This is a genomic window from Allobosea sp. 05T439 (assembly GCF_056396005.1).
Genome location: NZ_JBFTKP010000001.1, coordinates 59,969 through 81,572, shown reverse-complemented (window position 1 = coordinate 81,572; position 21,604 = coordinate 59,969). Strand labels below are relative to the sequence as shown.

18 protein-coding genes are annotated in these 21,604 nt (G+C 65.8%); 7 read left to right on the top strand and 11 right to left on the bottom strand.

Features of this window, described 5'->3' with window-relative positions:
* The first annotated feature begins 170 nt into the window (after positions 1-170).
* From AC1DIO_RS00365 to AC1DIO_RS00340, 6 genes are all read left to right on the top strand, one after another.
* The gene (locus tag AC1DIO_RS00365; protein WP_476852992.1) at positions 171-2,258 is read left to right on the top strand and encodes a 3-hydroxyacyl-CoA dehydrogenase NAD-binding domain-containing protein; all 2,088 of its coding nucleotides are present in this window, start codon (positions 171-173) and stop codon (positions 2,256-2,258) included.
* Positions 2,255-3,940, top strand: a complete 1,686-nt coding sequence (locus AC1DIO_RS00360) for an AMP-binding protein (RefSeq protein ID WP_441504417.1) — start codon at positions 2,255-2,257, stop codon at positions 3,938-3,940. Before AC1DIO_RS00365 ends, AC1DIO_RS00360 begins: the two co-directional genes overlap by 4 nt.
* A 15-nt stretch (positions 3,941-3,955) precedes the next feature.
* The gene (locus AC1DIO_RS00355) at positions 3,956-5,143 is read left to right on the top strand and encodes an acetyl-CoA C-acyltransferase (RefSeq protein WP_441504418.1); all 1,188 of its coding nucleotides are present in this window, start codon (positions 3,956-3,958) and stop codon (positions 5,141-5,143) included.
* Positions 5,144-5,148: 5 nt separating this feature from the next.
* A complete protein-coding gene (locus AC1DIO_RS00350; RefSeq protein ID WP_441504419.1) occupies positions 5,149-6,348 on the top strand; it encodes an acyl-CoA dehydrogenase family protein in 1,200 nt (399 codons plus the stop codon).
* Between the two features lie 148 nt (positions 6,349-6,496).
* Complete coding sequence (locus AC1DIO_RS00345; protein WP_441504420.1) at positions 6,497-7,651, top strand: acyl-CoA dehydrogenase family protein; 1,155 nt, start codon at positions 6,497-6,499, stop codon at positions 7,649-7,651.
* A gap of 90 nt (positions 7,652-7,741) precedes the next feature.
* A complete protein-coding gene (locus tag AC1DIO_RS00340) occupies positions 7,742-8,797 on the top strand; it encodes a DUF808 domain-containing protein (RefSeq protein ID WP_441504421.1) in 1,056 nt (351 codons plus the stop codon).
* 9 nt (positions 8,798-8,806) lie between these two features.
* Here AC1DIO_RS00340 and AC1DIO_RS00335 read toward each other — a convergent pair whose 3' ends face one another.
* Positions 8,807-9,502, bottom strand: coding sequence for a nitroreductase (locus tag AC1DIO_RS00335; protein ID WP_441504422.1), 696 nt, complete (start codon positions 9,500-9,502; stop codon positions 8,807-8,809).
* Positions 9,499-11,205, bottom strand: coding sequence for a lysine--tRNA ligase (locus tag AC1DIO_RS00330; RefSeq protein WP_441504423.1), 1,707 nt, complete (start codon positions 11,203-11,205; stop codon positions 9,499-9,501). The genes AC1DIO_RS00335 and AC1DIO_RS00330 overlap by 4 nt, the downstream gene beginning before the upstream one ends.
* 208 nt (positions 11,206-11,413) lie before the next feature.
* Here AC1DIO_RS00330 and AC1DIO_RS00325 point away from each other — a divergent pair, with 208 nt between their 5' ends.
* Positions 11,414-12,586 carry an amidohydrolase gene (locus AC1DIO_RS00325; RefSeq protein ID WP_476775585.1) on the top strand — a complete coding sequence of 391 codons (1,173 nt, stop codon included), beginning with the start codon at positions 11,414-11,416 and terminating at the stop codon, positions 12,584-12,586.
* Between the two features lie 169 nt (positions 12,587-12,755).
* Here the strand turns inward: AC1DIO_RS00325 and AC1DIO_RS00320 are convergent, their stop codons facing one another.
* The 9 genes from AC1DIO_RS00320 to uxaC form a co-directional block, all read right to left on the bottom strand.
* Positions 12,756-13,592, bottom strand: coding sequence for a transporter substrate-binding domain-containing protein (locus AC1DIO_RS00320; RefSeq protein WP_441504425.1), 837 nt, complete (start codon positions 13,590-13,592; stop codon positions 12,756-12,758).
* 115 nt (positions 13,593-13,707) lie between these two features.
* Complete coding sequence (locus tag AC1DIO_RS00315) at positions 13,708-15,180, bottom strand: mannitol dehydrogenase family protein (RefSeq protein WP_441504426.1); 1,473 nt, start codon at positions 15,178-15,180, stop codon at positions 13,708-13,710.
* The gene (locus AC1DIO_RS00310) at positions 15,177-16,457 is read right to left on the bottom strand and encodes a TRAP transporter large permease (protein ID WP_441488023.1); all 1,281 of its coding nucleotides are present in this window, start codon (positions 16,455-16,457) and stop codon (positions 15,177-15,179) included. Before AC1DIO_RS00310 ends, AC1DIO_RS00315 begins: the two co-directional genes overlap by 4 nt.
* 3 nt (positions 16,458-16,460) lie before the next feature.
* On the bottom strand, positions 16,461-16,994 hold the full coding sequence (locus tag AC1DIO_RS00305; RefSeq protein ID WP_476852991.1) for a TRAP transporter small permease: 534 nt from the start codon (positions 16,992-16,994) through the stop codon (positions 16,461-16,463).
* 173 nt (positions 16,995-17,167) lie between these two features.
* Positions 17,168-18,151, bottom strand: a complete 984-nt coding sequence (locus tag AC1DIO_RS00300) for a TRAP transporter substrate-binding protein (protein WP_476852990.1) — start codon at positions 18,149-18,151, stop codon at positions 17,168-17,170.
* A 94-nt stretch (positions 18,152-18,245) separates the two neighbouring features.
* Positions 18,246-18,587, bottom strand: a complete 342-nt coding sequence (locus AC1DIO_RS00295; RefSeq protein ID WP_441504427.1) for a cupin domain-containing protein — start codon at positions 18,585-18,587, stop codon at positions 18,246-18,248.
* Positions 18,584-19,348: a 2-dehydro-3-deoxy-D-gluconate 5-dehydrogenase KduD gene (gene kduD, locus AC1DIO_RS00290; RefSeq protein WP_441504428.1), complete on the bottom strand. Its 765-nt coding sequence runs from the start codon at positions 19,346-19,348 to the stop codon at positions 18,584-18,586. Before kduD ends, AC1DIO_RS00295 begins: the two co-directional genes overlap by 4 nt.
* The gene (gene kduI, locus AC1DIO_RS00285; protein ID WP_441504429.1) at positions 19,348-20,199 is read right to left on the bottom strand and encodes a 5-dehydro-4-deoxy-D-glucuronate isomerase; all 852 of its coding nucleotides are present in this window, start codon (positions 20,197-20,199) and stop codon (positions 19,348-19,350) included. The genes kduD and kduI overlap by 1 nt, the downstream gene beginning before the upstream one ends.
* Positions 20,196-21,599, bottom strand: coding sequence for a glucuronate isomerase (gene uxaC, locus AC1DIO_RS00280; protein WP_441504430.1), 1,404 nt, complete (start codon positions 21,597-21,599; stop codon positions 20,196-20,198). The genes kduI and uxaC overlap by 4 nt, the downstream gene beginning before the upstream one ends.
* Positions 21,600-21,604: the final 5 nt, after the last annotated feature.

Below are 21,604 nucleotides of genomic sequence, written 5' to 3'. Positions count from 1 at the left end.
ATGCAGCTTCCGGAGCGGTCAAGTTGTGGGCGTTCATTCTGCAATGCAGTTCCCGCTTGTGGCGCCGCCGGAGCCGTCCTGCCCATTCTTGACAAGCCGTGGCCAGTCGCCTCTCTAGTCCGAGAAATGCAGCATTCAATTCTGCAGTGCAGACTGAAAGCGTGAGGAACATGCCCATGGAGACCGTCCGGCTCTCGCAGCGCGGCCCGGTGGCGATCGCGACCATCGATAATCCTCCTGTGAATGCCCTGAGTGCGAGCCTGCGGGCCGCTCTCGTCGATGCGCTTTCGCGCGCGGCTGCCGATCCGGCGGTCGAGTCTATCGTGATCGCGGCCGCCGGGCGGGCCTTCATCGCCGGTGCCGATATCAGCGAGTTCGGCAGGCCGCCGGTCGAACCGACCTTGCCTGGCGTGCTCGCGATCATCGAAGGCTCCGCGAAGCCGGTGGTGGCTGCCATTCAGGGCGTCGCGCTGGGCGGGGGGCTGGAACTGGCGCTCGCCTGCCATGGCCGTGTGGCGGCACCAGCGGCAAAGCTCGGCCTGCCCGAGATCAAGCTCGGCATCATTCCGGGTGCCGGCGGAACCCAACGCCTGCCGCGCGTGATCGGTGCGGCGAAGGCCTTTCCCCTGATGCTGAGCGGAGAGGCGATCTCTGCGGAGAAGGCGGCCGCACTCGGCCTCGTCGACCGGGTCGTCGAGGGCGACCTCGTCGCTGCGGCCATTGCGCTGGCGCAGGAGCTTGCGGCCAAGGGGGCGCCCGTGAAGACCGGCGAGCGCGCGGACATGCTGACATCATCCGACCGCGAGGCGTTCGAGGCTTTGGCCAAGGATGCGGCAGCCAGGTCGGGCGACATGCCGAATGCGCTGGCGCTGATCGAGGCGGTGCGCGGCGTCTTCACCCTGCCATTTGGCGAGGGGCTTGCTGCCGAGCGCGCGCTGTTCCTCAAGCTGGTCGTCGATGACCGTTCCAAGGCCCTGCGCTACGCCTTCTTTGCCGAGCGCGAGGCGGCCAAGGTCCCGGGCATCGACGAGGGCAAGGGGACGCGTCAGATCCGGCAGGCGGCCGTCATTGGCGCCGGCACGATGGGTGGCGGGATCGCGATGTGTTTCGCCAATGCCGGCATCCCAGTGACCGTGATCGAGACGACGCGGGAGCAGCTCGACAAGGGCTATGCCCGCATCCGCGACACCTACGGCTTCTCGGTCAAGCGCGGTTCGCTGACGGAGGCCGCGCGTGACCAGCGCATGGCGCTGATCACGCCGAAGCTCGGGCTCGAGGCGGCAGCGGAGGCGGATATCGTGATCGAAGCCGCCTTCGAGGAGATGGGCGTCAAGCAGGAGATCTTCGGCGCGCTCGATGGGATTGCGAAGCAAGGCGCAATCCTGGCCTCGAACACCTCCTATCTCGACCTCGCGACGATCGCCATGGCAACGAAGCGGCCGCAGGATGTGATCGGGATGCATTTCTTCAGCCCGGCCAATGTCATGAAGCTGCTTGAAATCGTGCGGCCAGCCGGCGTTGCGGATGATGCGGTGGGCACTGCGATTTCGCTCGGACGCAGGCTCGGCAAGGTGCCGGTCGTGGTCGGGAACTGCTTCGGCTTCGTTGGCAACCGCATGCTGGAACAGCGCACGCGGGCCGCCGAGCGGCTGCTGATCGCCGGTGCGCTGCCGCATGAGGTCGACGCGGCGCTGACCGGTTTCGGCTTCAAGATGGGGCCATTCGCGATGTCGGATCTCGCGGGCAACGATATCGGCTGGCGCACGCGCAAGTCGCGCGGCAAAACCGCAGCGGTCGCGGACGCGATCTGCGAGCGCGGCTGGTTTGGTCAGAAGACCGGGCGTGGCTACTATCTCTATCCGGAGGGCGCGCGCGCCGGGCAACGCGACCCGGAGGTCGAGGCGCTGATTGCGCAGGTTTCCAAGGAGCAGGGCGTTGAGCGCCGGGCGATGAAGCCGGACGAAATCCTGGCGCGCCTGCTCGATCCGATGGTCAATGAGGGTGCGAAGATCCTCGCGGAGGGGATTGCTGCGCGGCCGGGCGATATCGATACGATCTGGATCAACGGCTATAACTGGCCGGCCTGGCGCGGTGGGCCGATGCACTGGGCTGACTCTGTCGGGCTCGACGTGATCGTCAAGCGTCTGGAAAGGCTCGCAGCGGAAAGCGGTGATGCCGCGCTCGAACCGGCGCCGCTGCTGCGCGAGCTCGCGGCCGAGGGCAAGGGCTTCGCGGACCTGAAGGCCAGGGCGGCGTGATCCAGGCAGCGCGCCCGATCTGGCAGGAGCGCTTTCCGCAGGCCTGCGACTGGGACGCGGCAGTGGAAACCGGTACGGTGCCGGATCTGCTCGTGCCGGCCGTCGCGGCGCGGCCGGACGCGGTGGCCATCGCGTTCCGCGAGAGCGAGCTGAGCTATGGCGAACTCGACAGGCTGGCCACCCGGCTCGCGGCGGGGTTGATCGCCGATGGCGTCAGGCAGGGCGACCGGGTGGCGCTGTTCCTTCCCAATACGCTCTGGCATCCCGTCGCGTTCTTCGCGGTCGCGCGCTGCGGCGCGACCGTCGTGCATCTCAGCGCGCTCGATGCCTTGCGGGAGCTTGAGCACAAGCTCGTGGCGACGCAGCCGGTCCGCCTGATCACCACGAACCTTCCAGGCTTCCTGCCGCAGGTGCAGGCGTTGCGTGCGGCGGGCTTCGTCGATCGCGTATTGGTCGGCGAGGATGCGCGCTGGGGACCGGGGGAGGCCGAGCCGCAGGATCTGCCGCCTGGTGGCGGCTTCGCCTGGCTCGACGACCTGATGACGGCGCCTGACCCGGCGAACTGGCCGGTGCTTTCACCCGACGATGTGATGCTGCTGCAGTTCACCGGCGGCACGACAGGGGCGCCGAAGGCAGCGATGCTGACGCATGGCAATCTTGTCTCGGCGGTGAACATCTACCGTCTCTGGACTGATGGCGAACCGTTGGAAGCCGGAGCGCAGACCGCGATCGCGGTGCTGCCGCTGTTCCATATCTACGCGCTGACCACGATCCTGCTGCGCCATTTGCGGGACGGCAACCGCATCCTGCTGCGCCAGCGCTTCGATGTCGAAACCCTGATCGAGGATATCGCGATCCGTCGCGCGACGATGTTCTCCGGTGTGCCGACGATGTGGTTTGCCCTGCTCAACCGCAAGGGCGTCGAGACGGTCGATTTTTCGTCGTTGCGCTCCTGCGTCTCGGGCGGCGCGCCCCTGCCCTTCGAGGTCCAGACCCGACTCGAAGGCATATTGGGCGTCAGGCTGAACAATGGCTGGGGCATGACCGAGACCGCGCCCGCCGGCTCGCGCCTGCCGAAGCAGGCGAAACCTCGGCCGGGCGTGATCGGCGTACCGCTGCCAGGCCTCGAGATGAAGATCGTCTCGCTCGACGTCGGGCGTGCCGATTGCCCGCCCGACGAAATCGGTGAGATCGCCATTCGCGGCCCCAATGTCTTCAAGGGTTATTGGAACGAGGCGGAGGCGACGCGCGATGCCTTCCACGAGGGCTGGTTCCTGACCGGGGATCTCGGCCGGATGGACGCCGACGGGCTGTTCCAGATCGTCGACCGGCGCAAGAACATGATCATCTCGAGCGGCTTCAACGTCTATCCGGTGGCGATCGAGAATGCGATCTACGAGCATCCGGCGGTGCAGGAAGTGCTGGTGATCGGCATCGACGACGATTATCGCGGCCAGGCGGCGAAGGCCTTCGTCGTGCTCAAGGCCGGCATGCCTGCCTTTACGCTCGACGAATTGCTGCACTTCCTCAAGGATCGCCTCGGCCGGCACGAGACGCCGCGCGCGCTGGAATTTCGCGAGAGCCTGCCGCGCAGCGCTGCCGGGAAGCTGCTGGCGAAGGTGTTGATCGCCGAAGAACAAGAGAAGCGGGCCAAGCCCGCTTCGCCCGAATCCGCTGCATAGGACCTGAGAAAATCCATGACCGAAGCCGTCATCGTCTCCACCGCCCGCACGCCGATCGGCAAGGCCTATCGCGGTGCCTTCAACCAGACCCGCGGTGCCGATCTTGCGGCGCACGCGATCAAGGCAGCCTATGAGAAGGCCGGGATCGAGCCGGCGGCGATCGAGGAGATCGTGCTCGGCTGCGGCTATCCGGAGGCTGCGACCGGCGGCAATGTCGCCCGTCATGCCGCGCTGGTCGCCGGCATCCCGGTCGCGTCTGCCGGTGTCACCGTCAGCCGCTTCTGCGCTTCGGGCCTCGAGGCGATCGCGCATGCGGCGCGGCGCATTGTCATGGACGGCGTGCCGGTCGCGATCGGCGGAGGCGTCGAGTCGATCAGCCTGGTGCAGCCGGTGGTGCGGCGCGAACTCACCCAGAACGACTGGCTGATGAAGCACAAGCCCGAGATCTACACGACGATGATCGAGACCGCCGACAACGTCGCCGAGCGCTACGGCATCTCGCGCGAGGTGCAGGATCTGTTCTCGCTGGAAAGCCAGCGCCGCACCGCCGCGGCCCAGCAGCGCCTGCTGTTCGACGACGAGATCGTGCCGATGAGCGCAGTGATGTCCGTCACCGACAAGGCGAGCGGCGAAACGCGGAACGAGCAGGTCACGCTCGCCAAGGACGAGGGCAACCGGCCGGACACTACGCTGGAGGGACTTGCGAAGCTGAAGCCGGTGCGCGGCGAGGACAAGTTCATCACCGCCGGCAATGCCAGCCAGCTCTCGGACGGTGCGGCTGCGAGCGTCGTGATGTCGGCGAAGGAGGCTGCGCGGCGGGGCCTGTCGCCGCTCGGCATCTTCCGTGGCTTCGCCTCGGCCGGCTGCGAGCCGGACGAGATGGGCATCGGCCCGGTCTTCGCCGTGCCGCGCCTGCTCGAGCGCAATGGCCTGAAGGTTTCGGATATCGATCTCTGGGAACTCAACGAGGCCTTCGCCTCCCAGTCGATCTATTGCCGCGACACGCTCGGCATCGATCCCGAGAAGGTCAACGTCAATGGCGGCGCGATCTCGGTCGGCCATCCCTTCGGGATGAGCGGGGCGCGGCTGGTTGGCCATGCATTGCTGGAGGGGCGCCGCCGCAAGGCGCGCTATGCCGTCGTCACCATGTGCGTCGCCGGCGGCATGGGCTGCGCGGGGCTGTTCGAGATCAATCAGGGCTAGCCATCATGGACCTGCGCTTCACGCCCGAGGAAATCGCCTTCCGCGATGAGGTGAGGCAGTTCTTCCGCACCGAGATCCCGGCTTCTATCCGCAGGAAGGTCTCCGAAGGCCTCGGGCTGGCGCGGGAGGATTATGTCACCTCGCAGCGGGTCATGAACGCGCGCGGCTGGGCCGTACCGCATTGGCCGAGCGAATGGGGCGGGCAGGATTGGAGCCCGATCCAGCGCTATATCTTCACTGAGGAGATGCTGCTCGCCGCCGTGCCGCTGCCGCAGCAGTTCAATTGCTACATGGTCGGGCCGGTGATCGCGGCCTTCGGCTCCCAGAGCCAGAAGGAGAAGCACCTCGCGCGTATCGCCAATCTCGACGAATGGTGGTGCCAGGGCTTTTCCGAGCCCGGCGCGGGTTCGGACCTCGCCTCGCTGAAGACGCGGGCCGTCCGCGATGGCAATCATTACGTCGTCAACGGCCAGAAGACCTGGACCACGCTCGGGCAGCACGCAGACTGGATCTTCTGCCTCGTGCGCACCGACCCCGCGGCGAAGAAGCAGGCCGGGATCTCTTTCATCCTGATCGACATGAAGACGCCCGGCATCACCCTGCGCCCGATCATCACGCTCGAGGGCCGGCACGAGGTCAACGAGGTTTTCTTCGACGATGTCCGCGTGCCCGTCGAAAACCTCGTCGGCGAGGAGAACAGAGGCTGGGACTATGCCAAGTTCCTCCTTGCCAACGAGCGTGTCGGCATCGCCCGGATCGGCCTCTCCAAGGAACGTCTTGCCCGGATCAAACGGCTGGCGAAGGAGATGCCGGCCGGCGACGGTGTGCTGTGGGATGACGCCGATTTCCGCGAACGGTTTGCGCTGGTCGAGATCGAACTGAAGGCGCTGGAAATCACCCAGATGCGGGTGGTCGCAGCACAGGGCAGGCGCGATCCCAACAAACCCGATCCTGCCTCCTCGATCCTCAAGATCAAGGGCTCCCAATTGCAGCAGGCGACGACGGAACTGCTGCTGGAGGTKGCCGGGCCATTCGCGCTTGCCGCGCCGCTGCGGACGGGCGACCTCACCAATGACTGGCCCTTCGAGCATGACTGGGCCGATGCGGCTGCAGCGAGCTATTTCAACAACCGCAAGGTCTCGATCTATGGCGGCTCGAACGAAATCCAGAAGAACATCATCGCCAAGGCGGTGCTGGGGCTTTGACGATGAGGCTTGGCGCCCTGCCGCGTCCTGGCCGGGCTTGTCCCGGCCACCCCCGTCTTCCCTTCACGCGCGTCGCAGGACGCAAGAGCTCGCCACAAGGGCGAGCATGACGCGGTGGCTAGCGCCCCGCCAGGCTGGATGAAACCCGATGGATTTCGACCTCTCCTCCGAACAGGCCCAGCTCAAGGACAGTGTCGAGCGGCTGATCGGCGCGGCCTATGGCACGCTCGACGCGCGGCAGGCCTTGGCGAAGGAGCCGCTCGGCTTCTCCGAGAAGGGTTGGGCGCAGCTTGCGGAGCTGGGCCTCACCGGCATCCCGTTTTCTGAGGAGGAGGGCGGTTTCGGCGGCGGTCCTGTCGAGACCATGGTGGTGATGGAGGCGCTGGGCAAGGGACTGGCGCTTGAGCCCTATCTTGCGAGCATTGTGCTGGGTGGCGGCGCCGTCCGGTTCGGCGGTTCGGCTGAACAGAAGGCGCGGATCATTCCGGGCATCGTTGACGGCACCCTGCGCCTGGCGCTGGGCTTCACCGAGAAGCAGTCACGCTACGATCTCTTCGACGTGGCGACGAGCGCGCAGCGCACGGAGACAGGGTTCGTGCTCGATGGCGCCAAGAGCGTCGTGATCAATGGCGACAGCGCGCACCGGATCGTGGTGAGCGCCAGGACAGATGGCGGCCGGCGCGACCGGACCGGTATCAGCCTCTTCCTCGTCGATGCGGCGGCGCCCGGCGTGAGAACCCGAGGCTACCCGACACAGGATGGCGGACGCGCTGCGGAGATCGCCTTCTCCGGCGTCGTGCTCGGCCAGGAGGCTCTGCTGGGATCGCTCGGCGCAGGGCTGCCGATCCTCGAGCGTGTCGCTGACCACGCCATTGCTGCGCTCGCCGCCGAAGCTGTCGGCATCATGGATGCGCTGCACGGCCTGACCGTCGACTATCTCAAGACGCGCCAGCAGTTCGGCGTCGCGATCGGCCAGTTCCAGGTGCTGCAGCATCGCGCCGTCGACATGCTGATGGCGCTCGAACAAGCCCGCTCGATGGCGCTCTATGCCGCGATGATGGTCGGCCATCCCGATGCGGGCGAGCGGACCGCCGCGTTGTCGGCTGTGAAGGTCCAGATCAATCGCTCCTGCCGGCTGGTGGGGCAGGAGGCGGTGCAGCTCCATGGCGGCATCGGCATGACGATGGAATATCTCGGCGCGCATTATTTCAAGCGCCTGACCATGATCGAGAGCCTGTTCGGCGATACCCCCCATCATCTGCGGCGGGTCGGGCAGGCTGGCGGGCTGGTCGCTGCCTCCTGAGGCGACTTGCCGGACGGAGGCGCCCCTTGTCATCTTCGGGGCCGCGTCGTTGACTGGTTTGGCCCAGTGCGTGTCCCCGGAGGTGCGATCGTGAGTTCCGGCCTTGTCGCCCTGCTCGACGATATCGCGGCGCTTGCGAAGGTCGCTGCGGCGTCCCTCGACGATGCCGCGAGCCAGGCGGCGAAGGCGAGTGCCAAGGCTGCCGGCATCGTCATCGACGATACGGCCGTGACGCCGCGCTATGCCGTCGGGTTCAGCGCGGATCGGGAACTTCCGATCATCGGGCGGATCGCGCTGGGCTCATTGCGGAACAAGCTGGTATTCCTGCTGCCGGCGGCGCTCCTGCTGGCGCTGTTCGCACCCTGGGCAATCACGCCGCTGCTGATGCTGGGCAGCCTCTATCTCTGCTTCGAGGGAGCCGAGAAGGTCCTGGAACTGGTCCGGCCTCATGGCGCTGATGTCGAAGGCGAGGGCGCCTCGGCGGGGATCGACGCCACCCAGTTCGAGAACCAGAGGATCAGCGGTGCAGTGAGGACCGACTTCATCCTCTCGGCGGAGATCATGGCGATCACGCTCGCAAGCGTGTCTCAGTCCTCGTTCTGGACGCAGGCGCTGGTCCTGGCCATCGTCGGCATCGGGATGACCGCCTTCGTCTACGGTCTCGTCGCGCTGATCGTGAAGGCCGATGATGCCGGCGTTGCTCTGGCGCAGAACGATCACCCCATCTCAAACCTGCTTCACCTTGGGCGTGGCAAACGCCCCGCCGAAGCCGAGCCCAGCACCGTCGACCGCCTGCTGCGGCCCCTGTCCAAGGGATTCGGGCGGGGGCTCGTGGTGAGCATGCCCGTGCTGCTCTCGATCCTCAGCGCTGTCGGGACCGTCGCCATGCTCTGGGTCGGCGGCGGCATCCTGATCCACGGTTTCGAGGGCTATGGCTTCAGTGCGGTGGGGCACCTCATTCACGATGCCGCCGTGGCATCGGGCCGCCCCGTCCCCGGCCTGGGCGCGGTTGTCGAATGGCTGGTGACGGCGGCGCTGTCGGCGGTCGTCGGGCTGGCCGCGGGCGTGGCAACGATGATCGGCGTTCACTTCGCCGTTGCGCCAGTGCTGAAGCTGTTCGGCAAGAGCAAGCCGAAGCTGGTGTAGCTCCTGCCTTCAGTCGAGCCAGGCGGTGAAGGTCTCGACCGGCTCGCGCTCCGGCACGAGCCGGTTCGCAGCTGCGTCAGGGTCGGCATGGCCGATCGCGATGCCGCAGACGACGACCTCGCTCTCGGGGATCGCCAACGCATCGCGCACGACCGGATGAAAGCGGGCAAAAATCGCCTGCGGGCAGGTATCGAGGCCATGCGCCTGGGCAGCGATCAGCAGATTCTGGATGAACATGCCGAGATCGAGCCAGGAGCCGATTTCGAGGTCGCGGTCGATCGTCACCATCAGCGCGACCGGCGCGCCGAAAAAGCGCAGGTTATAAGCCGTCTGCCGCTTCATACCCTCATGGTCACCCCTGGTGACGCCGAGCAGGCCATAGAGGTCCCAGCCGACCTTGCGGCGGCGCGACTGATAGGGCTCGGTGAAGGTCTGCGGGTAGTAGCGGTACTCCTCCGCCGGTTTGAAGTCGGGATCGTCGAGCGCAGCGAGCAACCCGGCTTCCAGCCGTGCCCGGCTCTTGGGGCCGAGCACACGCGCCTTCCAGGGCTGCATATTGGTCCCGCTCGGCGCTTGGGCGGCGAGTTCGAGCAGGAGCCGCACCAGCGCAGGATCGACCGGATCCGGCAGAAAGGCACGCACCGCGCGGCGACTGCGGATGGCCTGTTCGACCATATCCGGTGCAAGCGCGGTGCGTTTGTTCATCCCCGTGCCGCCTCACGCGCCTTCAGGAAGGCGTGGTGCTCGGCGAGCAGGTCGCCGGCGAGCGCCTTGGCGATCAGCGCGCGGGTGTTCTCGATGCCGTAGATCGCGGCGAAGGAGCCGAAGCGCGGGCCTTTGGGCTCACCGAGCAGGATCTCGTAGAGCGTGTTGAACCAGGCGAGCGAGACGCCGGCCGAGCCGTCCTTCTGCACGGTCTTGTAAGGATCGCGTCGGCCGATATCGTAGACCGCGTCCTGGATCGTGCCGGCATCGGTGACGCCTGCAGCCGAGAGTTCGCCGAGCCTGGCTGAGAGATCCTGCAGGGCCTGCCGCTCCTCCAGCGTCGCCGGACGGTATTGTTTGGCTGGCTTCACGAAATCCTGGAAATAGCGGATCGCGTAGCCGACCAGCGCGTCGAGACGCGGATGGGTCGCAGGCGAGGCACCCGGCGCATAGCGGCGCAGGAAGCCCCAGAGCACATCCTTGTCCTCAGCATTGGCGACGGCGACGAGGTTCATCAGCAGCCCGAAGGTGACCTGCGTCTTGGCGGCGTTATCGCCTTCGCCCGAGGCGATCACCTCCGGCGCCGGCGGGTTGCCGTTATGGATATGCCAGACGGGATTGCCGAGCCGGTTCTTCCAATCCTGCCGCTCGTAGCCGCCGAGGAACTGCAGATATTCGTCAGCCGCACGCGGAATGACGTCGAAATGCAGCTTCTTGGCCTCGCGCGGACGCGAGTACATGAAGAGCGCCAGGCTCTCCTGCGAGCCATAGGAGAGCCATTGCTCGATGGTCAGGCCGTTGCCCTTCGACTTCGAGATCTTCTGGCCCTGCTCATCGAGGAAGAGCTCGTAGTTGAAGCCGTCCGGCGGCGTCGCATCGAGGGCGCGCGCGATGGCCGACGAGACCTTGACGGAATCGATCAGGTCCTTGCCGGCCATCTCGTAGTCGATGCCGAGCGCGACCCAGCGCATCGCCCAATCCGGCTTCCATTGCAGCTTGGCATGGCCGCCGGTGATAGGGGTCTCGAAACGCTCGCCGCTCTCCGGGTCGGTCCAGGTGATGGTCCCCTTCTCGACATCGCGCGCCTCGATCGGCACCTGCATGACAATGCGGGTCCTGGGATGGATCGGCAGGAAGGGCGAATAGGTCGCGGCGCGCTCCTCGCGGAGCGTTGGCAGCATGATCTTCATCACCGCGTCGTAGCGCGCCAGCAGCTTCAGCAGGGTCGCGTCGAACTCGCCCGCCCGATAGCTGTCGGTCGAGGACTTGAACTCGTAATCGAAGCCGAACTGGTCGAGGAAGGCACGCAGGCGGGCGTTGTTATGCCGGCCGAACGAGTCATGCGTGCCGAAAGGATCGGGGACCTCGGTCAGCGGCCGTCCGAGATGCTTCGCCAGCAATTCCTTGTTCGGGACGTTGTCCGGCACCTTGCGCAGGCCGTCGAGATCGTCGGAGAAGGCGATCAGCCGCGTCGGCACCGTGTCGTCGGTGAGCACGCGGAAGGCGTGGCGCACCATCGAGGTGCGCGCGACCTCGCCAAAGGTGCCGATATGCGGCAGGCCCGAGGGGCCGTATCCGGTCTCGAAGAGCACCTCTTTCTTGCCCGATTTCTCGATCCGGGCCACGAGCTTGCGTGCTTCCTCGAACGGCCAGGCGGCCGAACGCTGGGCGGCATCCACGAGCGTGGGATCGAAAGCGGACATTTGCGGCGGGTCCTCGTCTGTCTCAAGGTTTTCGGAAGCTCCGGCTTTGACAGATGAGAACGGGCGGCGTCAATCGGTGCCGGCTGTCCTGGGGCGTTGCCTGCCCTGCACCGCATTCATTGCCTGCCCGGGTCGCGTTCGGTCGAATTGCTCTTGCGGCGCATGCGTATAGGCTCCGCTCCGCGATTGGCTCTGTATCGGATACCTCATGGATCACGCTCTCCTCGAAACGCTCAAGACGTGGCGACGACATCTCCACGCGCATCCCGAACTCTCGCTGAAGGAGAGCGCGACGGCTGCCTTCGTTCAGGAGAAGCTGACCGAACTCGGCATTCCCTTTACCGCCGGCATTGGTGGTCACGGCGTCGTCGCGACGCTGAAGCGCGGCAACTCGGACCGCAGCGTCGGATTGCGGGCCGATATGGACGCCTTGCCGATTCTCGAGGCGAATGACCTGCCCTATGTCTCCACGAACAAGGGCGTGATGCACGCTTGCGGCCATGATGGCCACACGACCTCCCTGCTCGGAGCCGCCGCCCTGCTGGCGCGCGACGAAAGCTGGAGCGGGACGGTCCATCTGCTGTTCCAGCCTTCGGAGGAGAATGGTGCCGGCGCCCGGGCGATGATCGCCGACGGTCTGTTCGAACGCTTCCCGATGGAGCGCGTCTTCGGATTCCATAACTGGCCCGGCCTGGAAGCCGGCACGGTGGCGGTTCATCACGGACCGGTTATGGCCGAACCCGGCCGATTCCGGATCACCCTGCACGGCACGGCCGGCCATGCCGCCAAGCCCGACCTGACGCGCGATCCGATCGTTGCGATGAGCCATCTGATCGTGGCTCTGCAGACGATCGTCGCCCGCAATGTCGATCCGCTCGACAGCGCGGTCGTCTCGGTCGGCATGGTGCATGGCGGCCAGGCGCCGAACCAGATCCCGTCCAGCGTCACCATCGACGGCACTTTCCGGACCTATCGGCCGGCGGTGCGCGATCGCGTGATCGGGAGCCTCAAGCGCATTGCCAACAGCACGGCCGAGGCCTTCGAGATGCGGGCCGAGATCGAGATCATCACTGGCGGTCGCGCCACGGCGAATACCGAACTGGAGGAAGAGATCTCGGTCGCGGCAGCGAAGCAGGCTGGTCTGACTGTTCGGCGCGACGTGCCGCCGAGCACCGCGAGCGAGGATTTCTGCCATTTCATGGCGGACAGGCCGGGCGCCTATGTCTGGATCGGCAATGGCCCGGTGACCGACGGTGGCGAGCTCCACAACGAGCGCTACAACTTCAATGACGATATCCTGCCCGCCACGGCTGGCTGGATGGCAAGCGCGGCCCGCCTGGCGCTCGAGGGCGAGCTCTCCAATACGCGCCCCGCGCGATGAAACGGGAGGGAGGCGGGTCCACGGGCTCACCTCCCTCCTGATTCTGCGTGGGGCAACCGAACCTGACGAGATTGGGGCGGCAGCGAGCCTTCGGGGAACCGGGTAGGCCGGGCGCCGATTGCGAGCGCTCCGGACACGAGATCGGCGAGGAGCCTGGGTTGGCTTCCCTTCAGAACGGGCTCACCGGAAAGAACCGCAGATAGAGCCTGGCATAGGTGCCGTCGTCCCAGAGCGATTGGAGCGCATAGTCGATTGCGCGTATGAGGGTCGGGTCATCCTTGCGCGTGAGGAAGCTGACCCCCTCGCCGAAATAGCGGCTTTCCAGGAAGGGGCCGCCGCTGAAGGCGAGCTCGCCGCCGTTGCGGCCGGCGAGCGTGAGTGCAAGCGCGACGCCGTCCCCGAAGACATATTCAACCTCGCCGCTGCGCAATGCGGCAATCGCTGCCGTCAGGCTGGGGGCTTCACGGCGCTGGGCGAAGGGCATCAGACGTTCGAGGAAGGCCTGATGCGCGGAGCCGCTGATGACGGCGATCCGCTTGCCCTGCAACTCGCGGCTGTCGAGTTCCGGCTGAGCACTGCCGCGGGTCGTGACGAAACGGGCAGGGGAACGGAAATAGAGATGGCTGGCGCTGAAACGGGCGCGGATCTGCGGCGTCACCGCCATCGCCGCCGCCAGGACGTCGCCGCGCCCTTCGGCCAGGGAATCGAGCAGCGTGTCGAAGCGGCGGGCCTGAACCGTGCAGGTCCACAGCATCCTCTCGCAGACCGCACGGGCGAGCTCGACCGAGAAACCGGTCAGCGCGCCGTCCGGCGCAGCAAAATGTAGCGGCGGATAGTCGTCGTCGGTCAGGAAACGAACCACGCGTGGGGGCCCGGGCTCCGGCCGATCGAGCCTGATCTTGCCGTCCCAGAAATTGGGGACGGTCGCGGGAGATTGCGCCGCAGCTGTGCCGGCTATCAGGAGGCCAAGGCAGAATGTGGGGGCAAGGAGGGCGAGCCGCTTCATGGCCGCATCTGGCGACAGGGGGCGAGCCTGATCAAGAGGTTTCGCTATTCGCATGTGGAACCCTGTCCCTGCAGGAGAGGGTTCCACATGCGCTGTTGCTTTCCGGGCTTCGGCCTCAGGCCGCCAGCGCCGCCGCCGTTGCCTTCGCGCCCTGCGAGAACAGGCTATCGAGCTGCCGGGCGACAGCCTTGGTGAAGGCCGTCTCGCGCGGCAGATCGCTACCGAAGATCGCTTCGATGCCGAGAAGGCCGCTGCTCAGCGCCTGCGCATTCCGGCCCGCCTGCGTCGCGATGCGGGCGAATTCGCCCGCCAGCGGGTCGCGGACATCGATGACGGTGCCCGTCTCGTCCGTGCCGGTGACGTAACGCATCCAGGCCGCGACGCCGAGCGCAAGGTGATCGATCGGCGCACCGGCCTTGAGGCGTTCGCGGATCGTGCCGAGCAGACGCTGCGGCAGCTTCTGCGAGCCGTCCATGGCGATCTGCCAGGTACGGTGGCGAATGGCGGGGTTGTGGAAGCGGGTGAGCAGCGCGCCGGCATAGTCGGTGAGATCGACGCCTTGCGGAGCGGGCACGGTCGGGATGATCTCGGCCCAGAGCCCCTGCAGGAAGCGGGCGAGCACCGGATCGCCGCTCGCCTCGGCCACGGTCTCGTGGCCGGAGAGATAGCCGAGATAGGCGAGGCTGGAATGGGCACCATTGAGCATGCGCAGCTTCATGAACTCGAAGGGCGCGACCTCGGAGACCATCTGGGCGCCGACTTCGTCCCATGCGGGCCTGCCACTGGCAAAACGATCCTCGACCGCCCATTGCCGGAAGGGTTCTCCGATCACCGGTGCGGCGTCTTCGACACCGAGCAGGCCGGCGGCCTCCGCGATGTCGGCGTCGGTGGTGGCGGGCACGATGCGGTCGACCATCGTCGCCGGGAAGGCTCCATTCGCTTCGATCCAGGCTGCAAGCGTATCGTCCTGCAGAGCTGCGAAGTCGCGCACCAGGCCGCGCAGGACCTTGCCGTTATGCGGAAGGTTGTCGCAGCTCAGCGCGGTAAAGGGAGCGAGGCCTTCGGCCTTTCGCAGCTTCAGGGCGGCGACGATCAGGCCAATGGCCGAGCGCGGGGCATCGGGATGTTCCAGATCGTGAACAATGTCGGGATGATCCTGCCGCAGTCGGCCGGTGGCCGGGTCGTGGCAATAGCCCTTCTCGGTCACGGTCAGCGAGACGATGCGCGTTTCGGCGGCGGCGAGACGTGTGACGAGAGCGGCGGGATTCTCGGGCGCGACGAGCACATCGAGCACGGAACCGATGATGCGCATCTGCGGGCCGTCTGGAGCCCGCTTCAGGAAGCTGTAGAGACCGCCTTGTGGCTTCAGCCTGTCGCGCTGGTCGGGGCGCTGCAGGCTGGCGCCGATGATACCCCAGGCGCCGAAAGCGTGCTCGAGCGCATCATCCGTATATTCGCAGAGATGGGCGCGGGCGAAGGCGCCGAGCCCGAGATGCACGATGCCGGGCTTCAGACCTGCGCGCTCATAGGATGGACGGCGGACAGTCTTGGGCAGGCTGCCAAGGGTTTGCGGCGACAGTCTGGTCAATGGAACACTCTTGGCAGCCAGAGGGAGATTGCAGGGACATAGGTCACCAGCAGGAGTACGGCAACGCTGGCGCCGTAGAAGGGCCAGATCGTCCGCATCGATTCCCCGATCGAGACGCGCCCGATGGCACAGGCGACGAACTGTACCGATCCGACCGGCGGCGTGTTCAGGCCGATGCCGGCGTTCAGGATCAGGATCACGCCGAAATGCACGGGGTCGACGCCAAAGGCCTTCACAACCGGCAGAAAGATCGGCGTGCAGATGATGATCATCGGCGCCATGTCCATGAACGTGCCGAGCACGAGCAGGATGAGATTGATCATCAGCAGGATGACGAGCGGGTTGTCCGAGACCGCCTTCATCGCGCCGATMGTCGCTTGCGGCACCTGCAGGAAGGCCATCAGCCAGCCGAAGGCGCCGGCCGTCCCGATCACCAGCAGTACCATAGCCGTGGTGCGAACCGCGCCAAGGGTCGCTTCGACAAAGGCCGTCCAGGTGAGCTGGCGATAGACGAAGATGGTGACGAGGACGGCGTAGACGACAGCCACGCAGGAGGATTCCGTTGCGGTGAAAACGCCGGACCGGACCCCGCCGAAGATGATGAAGATCAGCAGGATGCCGGGCAGCGCCAGCACCATGTAGCGGCCCACCGCAGCAAATCCCGGAAACGCCTCGCGCGGATAGCCGCGCCGGACCGCGACGGCCCAGGCCGCAACCATCAGCGCAGCACAAAGCATCAGCCCGGGGATGATGCCGGCGGTAAACAGATCGGCGATCGAGATGTTTCCGCCCGCCGAGAGCGAATAGATGATCATGTTGTGCGAGGGCGGGATCAGCAGCGCGATGATCGCCGCATTGGCCGTGACATTGACCGCATAGTCCGCGTCGTAGCCGCGTTTGACCATTTGCGGGATCATCAGGCCGCCGACGGCGGATGCATCCGCGACGGCCGAGCCGGAAATGCCGCCGAACAGCGTGCAGGTGACGACATTGACCTGCCCCAGGCCGCCGCGCAGATGGCCGACGAGACTCGAGGCCATCTGGATCAGGCGCTCGGCGATGCCGCCGCGGATCATCAGGTCGCCGGCATAGATGAAAAACGGAATCGCCATCATGGCGAAGGCGTTCATGCCGGAATTCATCTGCTGGAAGACGACGACCGGCGGCAGGCCCATATAGACGACGGTGGCGATCGACGACATGCCCAGGCAGAAAGCCACGGGCACGCCGATGAGGAGAAGCAGCGCGAAGGTACCAAAGAGGATCCAGAGTTCCATCGCTCAGACTTCCTGTGCGCTGCCGAAATGCGTGAAGCCGAGCGGGGCGGATTTCGCCTTGGTGAGAAAGAGCATGAGCTTTTCGAAGGAGAAGAGGGCGATCAAGGCGCCGCCGACCGCGATGGGGACATAGTCCCAGCCGCGCGAGATGCCGATGATCGGCAGGCGGTCGCTCCAGGTCCCGATGGCGAGCTGCGCGCCATAGACCAGCATGGCGAGGCCGAAGGCCATCACCAGAAGCTCGGTCAGGATGATCAGCCCGTTGCGCAGCGGCGGCGGCGACATGGCGAGGCCGACCTCGAAGCCGAGATGATCGCTCTCGCGCACGCCGACTGCGGCGCCGAGCAGGATGAACCAGGACATCAGGAAGAGGGCGCTGGCCTCGACCCAGATCGGCGTGTCGTTCAGCACATAACGCCCGAAGACGCCCCATGCGACGATCACGGTCATGGCGACAAGACCTGCCCCGGCGATGACCAGTGCAATGAGGCAGAGCTTGGCGCCCAGCCGGGTCAGGATTTGTGCAAGGAGAAGCATCAAGACGCTCCGGCGCCGCGTGAGGCGCTTTTTCCCGGGTGATGCTGGCTTGTTCCAGTTTCGCCGGCGGTGAAAACCGCCTGCGAAGCGGGATCGTCAGAACCGCTCCACCCGGGGAAGGCCGAAAAGGAGACGCAAGTGACTGGGCGCGGCCGGAAGGGCCGCGCCGGCCTTCACTTCACCGCCTGGATGGCAGCCACCATCTCCTTGAGCTTCGGATCGGTGACGAACTTGTCGTAGACGGGCTTCATCGCATCGATGAAGGGCTGCTTCTCGACCGTGTTGATCTGTGCGCCGCCAGCTTTGACCTTGGCTTCCGACTCCTTCTCGCGCGCATCCCAGAGCTCGCGCATCTTGGCGACGGATTCCTTGGCTGCGGTCTTGATCAGCGCCTGGTCCGCCGCGTTGAACTTGTCGAAGCTGCGCTTCGACATCACGAGCACCTCCGGCGAGAGCGAGTGCTCGGTGGTCGAATAGAACTTCGAGACCTCGAAATGGCGGGTCGACTCGTAGGACGGCCAGTTGTTCTCGGCGCCGTCGATGACGCCGGTCTGCAGCGCCGAATAGACTTCGCCGAACGGCATCGGGGTGGCATTGGCGCCGAGCGCCGAGACCAGAGCCACGAACATGTCGGACTGCTGGACGCGAATCTTCATGCCCTTCATGTCGGCTGGCGAGCCGATCGGGCGCTTGCCGTTATAGAAGGAGCGCGAGCCGGAATCGTAGAAGGCGAGGCCGATCAGGTCGTGCTTCTCAAAATCCTTGAGCAGGTTGTCGCCGATCGGGCCGTCCATGACTTTCCGCATATGATCGACCGAGCGGAAGATGAAGKGCAGCGAGGGTATGTTGGTCGCCGGGATCAGGTTGTTGAACGGCGCCATGTTGATGCGGTTCATGTCGATGACGCCAAAGCGCGTCTGATCGATCGTATCCTTCTCCTGGCCGAGCTGGGCGGAGTGGAAGACGTTGATCTTGATGCGTCCATTGGTCCGCTGATCCAGCAGCTGGCCCATGTATTTGACCGCTTCGATGGTCGGATAGCCGTCAGGGTGGATGTCGGTGGAGCGCAGGGTGACGTTCTGCGCCTGAGCCGCGCCGACGGTCGCTGCGATGAAAGCCGCGCCGACGAGCGCGGAGACTGTCCGTCTTGTAAGCATGTTCCTGTTCCTCCCGTTTGAATAGATCGCCGGATTTTCCCGGTCGTTCTTGCCCCGTGTTCGGGAGCCGTGCCGCCCCATGCCGGCTTCGGCCTTAGAGAAATTCCCTCCGCATCGGCGTGAAGGAATCGATCAACTGCCCGGCCTCGATGGCGACGACGCCATGGACGAGGTTTTCGGGCACGAAGAAGCTGTCGCCGGCCGCTAGCCTGCTGGTCCTGCCGTCAATCGTGACGTCGAAGACGCCGCTCTCGACATAGGACGCCTGACGATGCGGGTGCTGGTGCGCCTTGCCGATGGCTCCGGCCTCGAAGACGACGCGGACGATCATCAGGTCGGGCCCATAGGCCATGATCTTGCGCTTCACGCCGGGCTCGGTCGCCTGCCAGGCGAAGTCGCGCTCATGCTGGAAGAAGGAGTTGAGACGCTCGCTCATCGTGCCAGCCAGCCTCCATCGACGGGGATGATCGCACCATGCACGTAGGCCGCCGCGTCGCTTGCAAGGAAGACGGCAGCCCCGCCGATATCCGAAGGCTTGCCCCAACGACCAGCCGGGATGCGGGCAAGGATGGCGGCGTTACGGTCGGCATCCTCGCGCAGGGCCTGCGTGTTGTTGCTCTCGACATAGCCGGGGGCGATCGCGTTCACATTGATGCCCTTGCCCGCCCATTCGCAGGCCAACAGCCGGGTCAGGCCGGCAAGCCCGCTCTTGCTCGCGGTATAGGAGGCGACGCGGATACCGCCCTGGAAGGAGAGCAGCGAGGCGATGTTGACGATGCGCCCGCTGCGGCCGGCCGCGAGCGCTGCCTTCGCAAAGGCCTGGGACAGGAAGAAACTCGCCTTGAGGTTCACGTTCATGACCTCGTCCCAGTCGCTCTCGCTGAAATCGAGAGCGTCGGCGCGGCGGATGATACCGGCATTGTTGACGAGAATATCGAGCGGACCGGCGGCTTCGCTGGCTCTGGTGACGGCCTCGGCTGCGATCCCGGGTTGCTGCAGATCGACGGCGAGCGGCAGGCAGCGTCCGCCGGCACTGGTGATCATTGCCACCGTCTCGGTCATGGACGAGCGGCCGGCGGCGACGACCGTGGCTCCGGCCTCAGCCAGCGACAGCGCAATGCCCTGGCCGATGCCGGTATTGGCGCCTGTGACGAGCGCCGTGCGCCCGACGAGATCGAAGGGCGCACGCGCAACCATCAGCGCAGCATCTCGACGGGCGCGGCGTCCATGTCGGTGAACTCGACATTGTCGCCGGCCATGGCCCAGACGAAGGCGTAGTTCGAGGTGCCGCAGCCGCAATGGATCGACCAGTTCGGCGAAATCACGGCCTGCTCGTTGGCGACGAGCAGATGCCGGGTTTCGGTCGGTTCGCCCATGAAATGGAAGACGCGATGGGCCGGGTCGAGGTTGAAATAGAGATAGGCTTCCATCCGCCGCGTATGGGTGTGGCAGGGCATGGAGTTCCAGACCGAGCCGGGCTCGAGTGCCGTCATGCCCATGACGAGCTGGTTGGTGCCGGTCGTGTTCGGCATGATGTATTGCCGGATGGTGCGCTTGTTCGAGGTCTCGGCCGAGCCGAGATGCAGCGTATTGGCATCCGACTGGCGGATGAGCTGATGCGGCGCCTCGCGATGGGCGGGGGCGCTGGTCAGGTAGAACTTGGCGGGGTTGGCCGGATCGGCGCTGGAGAAGCTGACCTCCTTCGCGCCCAGTCCGACATAGAGCGCGTCGAGGTTCGGCAGTGCGAACTGCTTGCCGTCGACGGTGACCGTGCCGGCGCCGCCGATATTGATTACCCCGAGTTCGCGGCGCGCCAGGTAGAAGGGCGTGCCGGTCGGAGCGAAGGGATCGAGCGTCAGCGGCTTGCTCACCGGGGTGGCGCCGCCGACGATCATGCGGTCGTAATGGCTGTAGGTCCGCGTCAGCTCACCCGGCACGAAGATGCGCTCGACCAGGAAGTCCTGACGCAGTGCCTCGGTGTCGTAGCGCTTCACATCGCGTGGATGCGCGGCCTGGCGTTCGTCGATCGAGCTCGCTGCGCTGGTCACAGGCGGTAGGCCTCCTTGGCCAGGCGATAGGCGAGGTCGTAGGCCACCTCCGCCGCCTCGTCCTCGCCGAGGCGATGCTCGGCGACGAGCTTGGCGAGATAGGTGCAGTCGCAGCGGCGAGCGACGTCGTGACGGGCCGGAATCGAGAGATAGGCGCGCGTGTCGTCGTTGAAGCCGACGGTATTGTAGAAGCCTGCGGTCTCCGTCGTGAGCTCGCGGAAGCGCAGCATGGCTTCCGGCGCGTCGAGGAACCACCAGCCGGGTCCGAGCTTCAAAGCGGGATAATGTCCGGCGAGCGGCGCGAGTTCGCGGGAATAGACGGTCTCGTCGAGCGTGAAGGCGATGACCGTCAGGTTGGGTTCGTTGCCCACCGCATCGAGCAGCGGCTTCAGTGCCGAAACGTAATCCACGCCGCGCGGGATATCGCAGCCCATATCGCGGCCGAAGGTTTCGAACAGCATCGGGTTATGGTTGCGGACGGAGCCGGGGTGGATCTGCAGGACGAAGCCGTCATCGAGGCTCATCTTCGCCATCTCGGTGAGCATCTGACCGCGGAACAGGTCGGCATCCTCGGCCGAGAACTTGCCCTTCAGGATCTTGGCGAAGAGCTTCTCGCTTTCGGCCTGCGAGAGATTTGCCGTGCGCGCGGTGGCGTGGCCATGGTCCGAGGAGGTCGCGCCGCGCTGTTTGAAATAGGCCCGGCGAGCGCGGTGGGCCGCGAGATAGCCGGTCCAGTTCGTGACATCTTCGCCGGTCAGCTCGCCGAACTGTGCGAGATTGTCCTTGAAGCCCTCGAATTCGGGGTCGACGACGCTGTCCGGCCGATAGGCCGTGACGACCTTGCCGCCCCAGCCGGATTCCCGGATCATGTCGTGCCATTTCAGGTCGTCGAGCGCGCCCTCGGTGGTCGCGATCGCCTCGATGTTGAAGCGCTCGAACAGGGCGCGGGGACGAAACTCCGGCTGCTCTAGCTTTTCGGCGATGCGGTCGTAGATGCGGTCCGCATTCTCCGGGCTCAGGCGCTCGTTGATGCCGAAGACCCCGGACAGGGCATGCTCGAACCAGAGCCGGGTCGGCGTGCCGCGGAACAGCCGCCAATGGCTGGCGAAGAGCCGCCAGATCGCGCGGGTATCGGTCTCGACCGGGCCGCCATCCTTGCGGGCGATGCCGAGCTGCTCGAGCCTGACGCCCTGCGAGTAGAGCATCCGGAAGATGTAATGGTCGGGCTTGACCAGCAGCGTCGCCGGATCCGGGAACGGCTTGTCCTCGGCGAACCAGCGCGGGTCGGTATGGCCGTGTGGCGAGATGATCGGGAGATCGCGAATCCCGGCATAGAGACGGCGCGCGATGCCTCGCGTCACCGGATCGGCAGGAAACAGGCGATCATCGTGCAGCAACATCAGCA

Coding starts and splice junctions, on each gene's coding strand:
- AC1DIO_RS00365 (WP_476852992.1), top strand. CDS start 171: ATGCCCATGGAGACCGTCCGGCTCTCGCAGCGCGGCCCGGTGGCGATC.
- AC1DIO_RS00355 (WP_441504418.1), top strand. CDS start 3,956: ATGACCGAAGCCGTCATCGTCTCCACCGCCCGCACGCCGATCGGCAAG.
- AC1DIO_RS00345 (WP_441504420.1), top strand. CDS start 6,497: ATGGATTTCGACCTCTCCTCCGAACAGGCCCAGCTCAAGGACAGTGTC.
- AC1DIO_RS00335 (WP_441504422.1), bottom strand. CDS start 9,502: ATGAACAAACGCACCGCGCTTGCACCGGATATGGTCGAACAGGCCATC.
- AC1DIO_RS00330 (WP_441504423.1), bottom strand. CDS start 11,205: ATGTCCGCTTTCGATCCCACGCTCGTGGATGCCGCCCAGCGTTCGGCC.
- AC1DIO_RS00325 (WP_476775585.1), top strand. CDS start 11,414: ATGGATCACGCTCTCCTCGAAACGCTCAAGACGTGGCGACGACATCTC.
- AC1DIO_RS00320 (WP_441504425.1), bottom strand. CDS start 13,592: ATGAAGCGGCTCGCCCTCCTTGCCCCCACATTCTGCCTTGGCCTCCTG.
- AC1DIO_RS00305 (WP_476852991.1), bottom strand. CDS start 16,994: ATGCTTCTCCTTGCACAAATCCTGACCCGGCTGGGCGCCAAGCTCTGC.
- AC1DIO_RS00295 (WP_441504427.1), bottom strand. CDS start 18,587: ATGAGCGAGCGTCTCAACTCCTTCTTCCAGCATGAGCGCGACTTCGCC.
- kduD (WP_441504428.1), bottom strand. CDS start 19,348: ATGGTTGCGCGTGCGCCCTTCGATCTCGTCGGGCGCACGGCGCTCGTC.
- uxaC (WP_441504430.1), bottom strand. CDS start 21,599: ATGTTGCTGCACGATGATCGCCTGTTTCCTGCCGATCCGGTGACGCGA.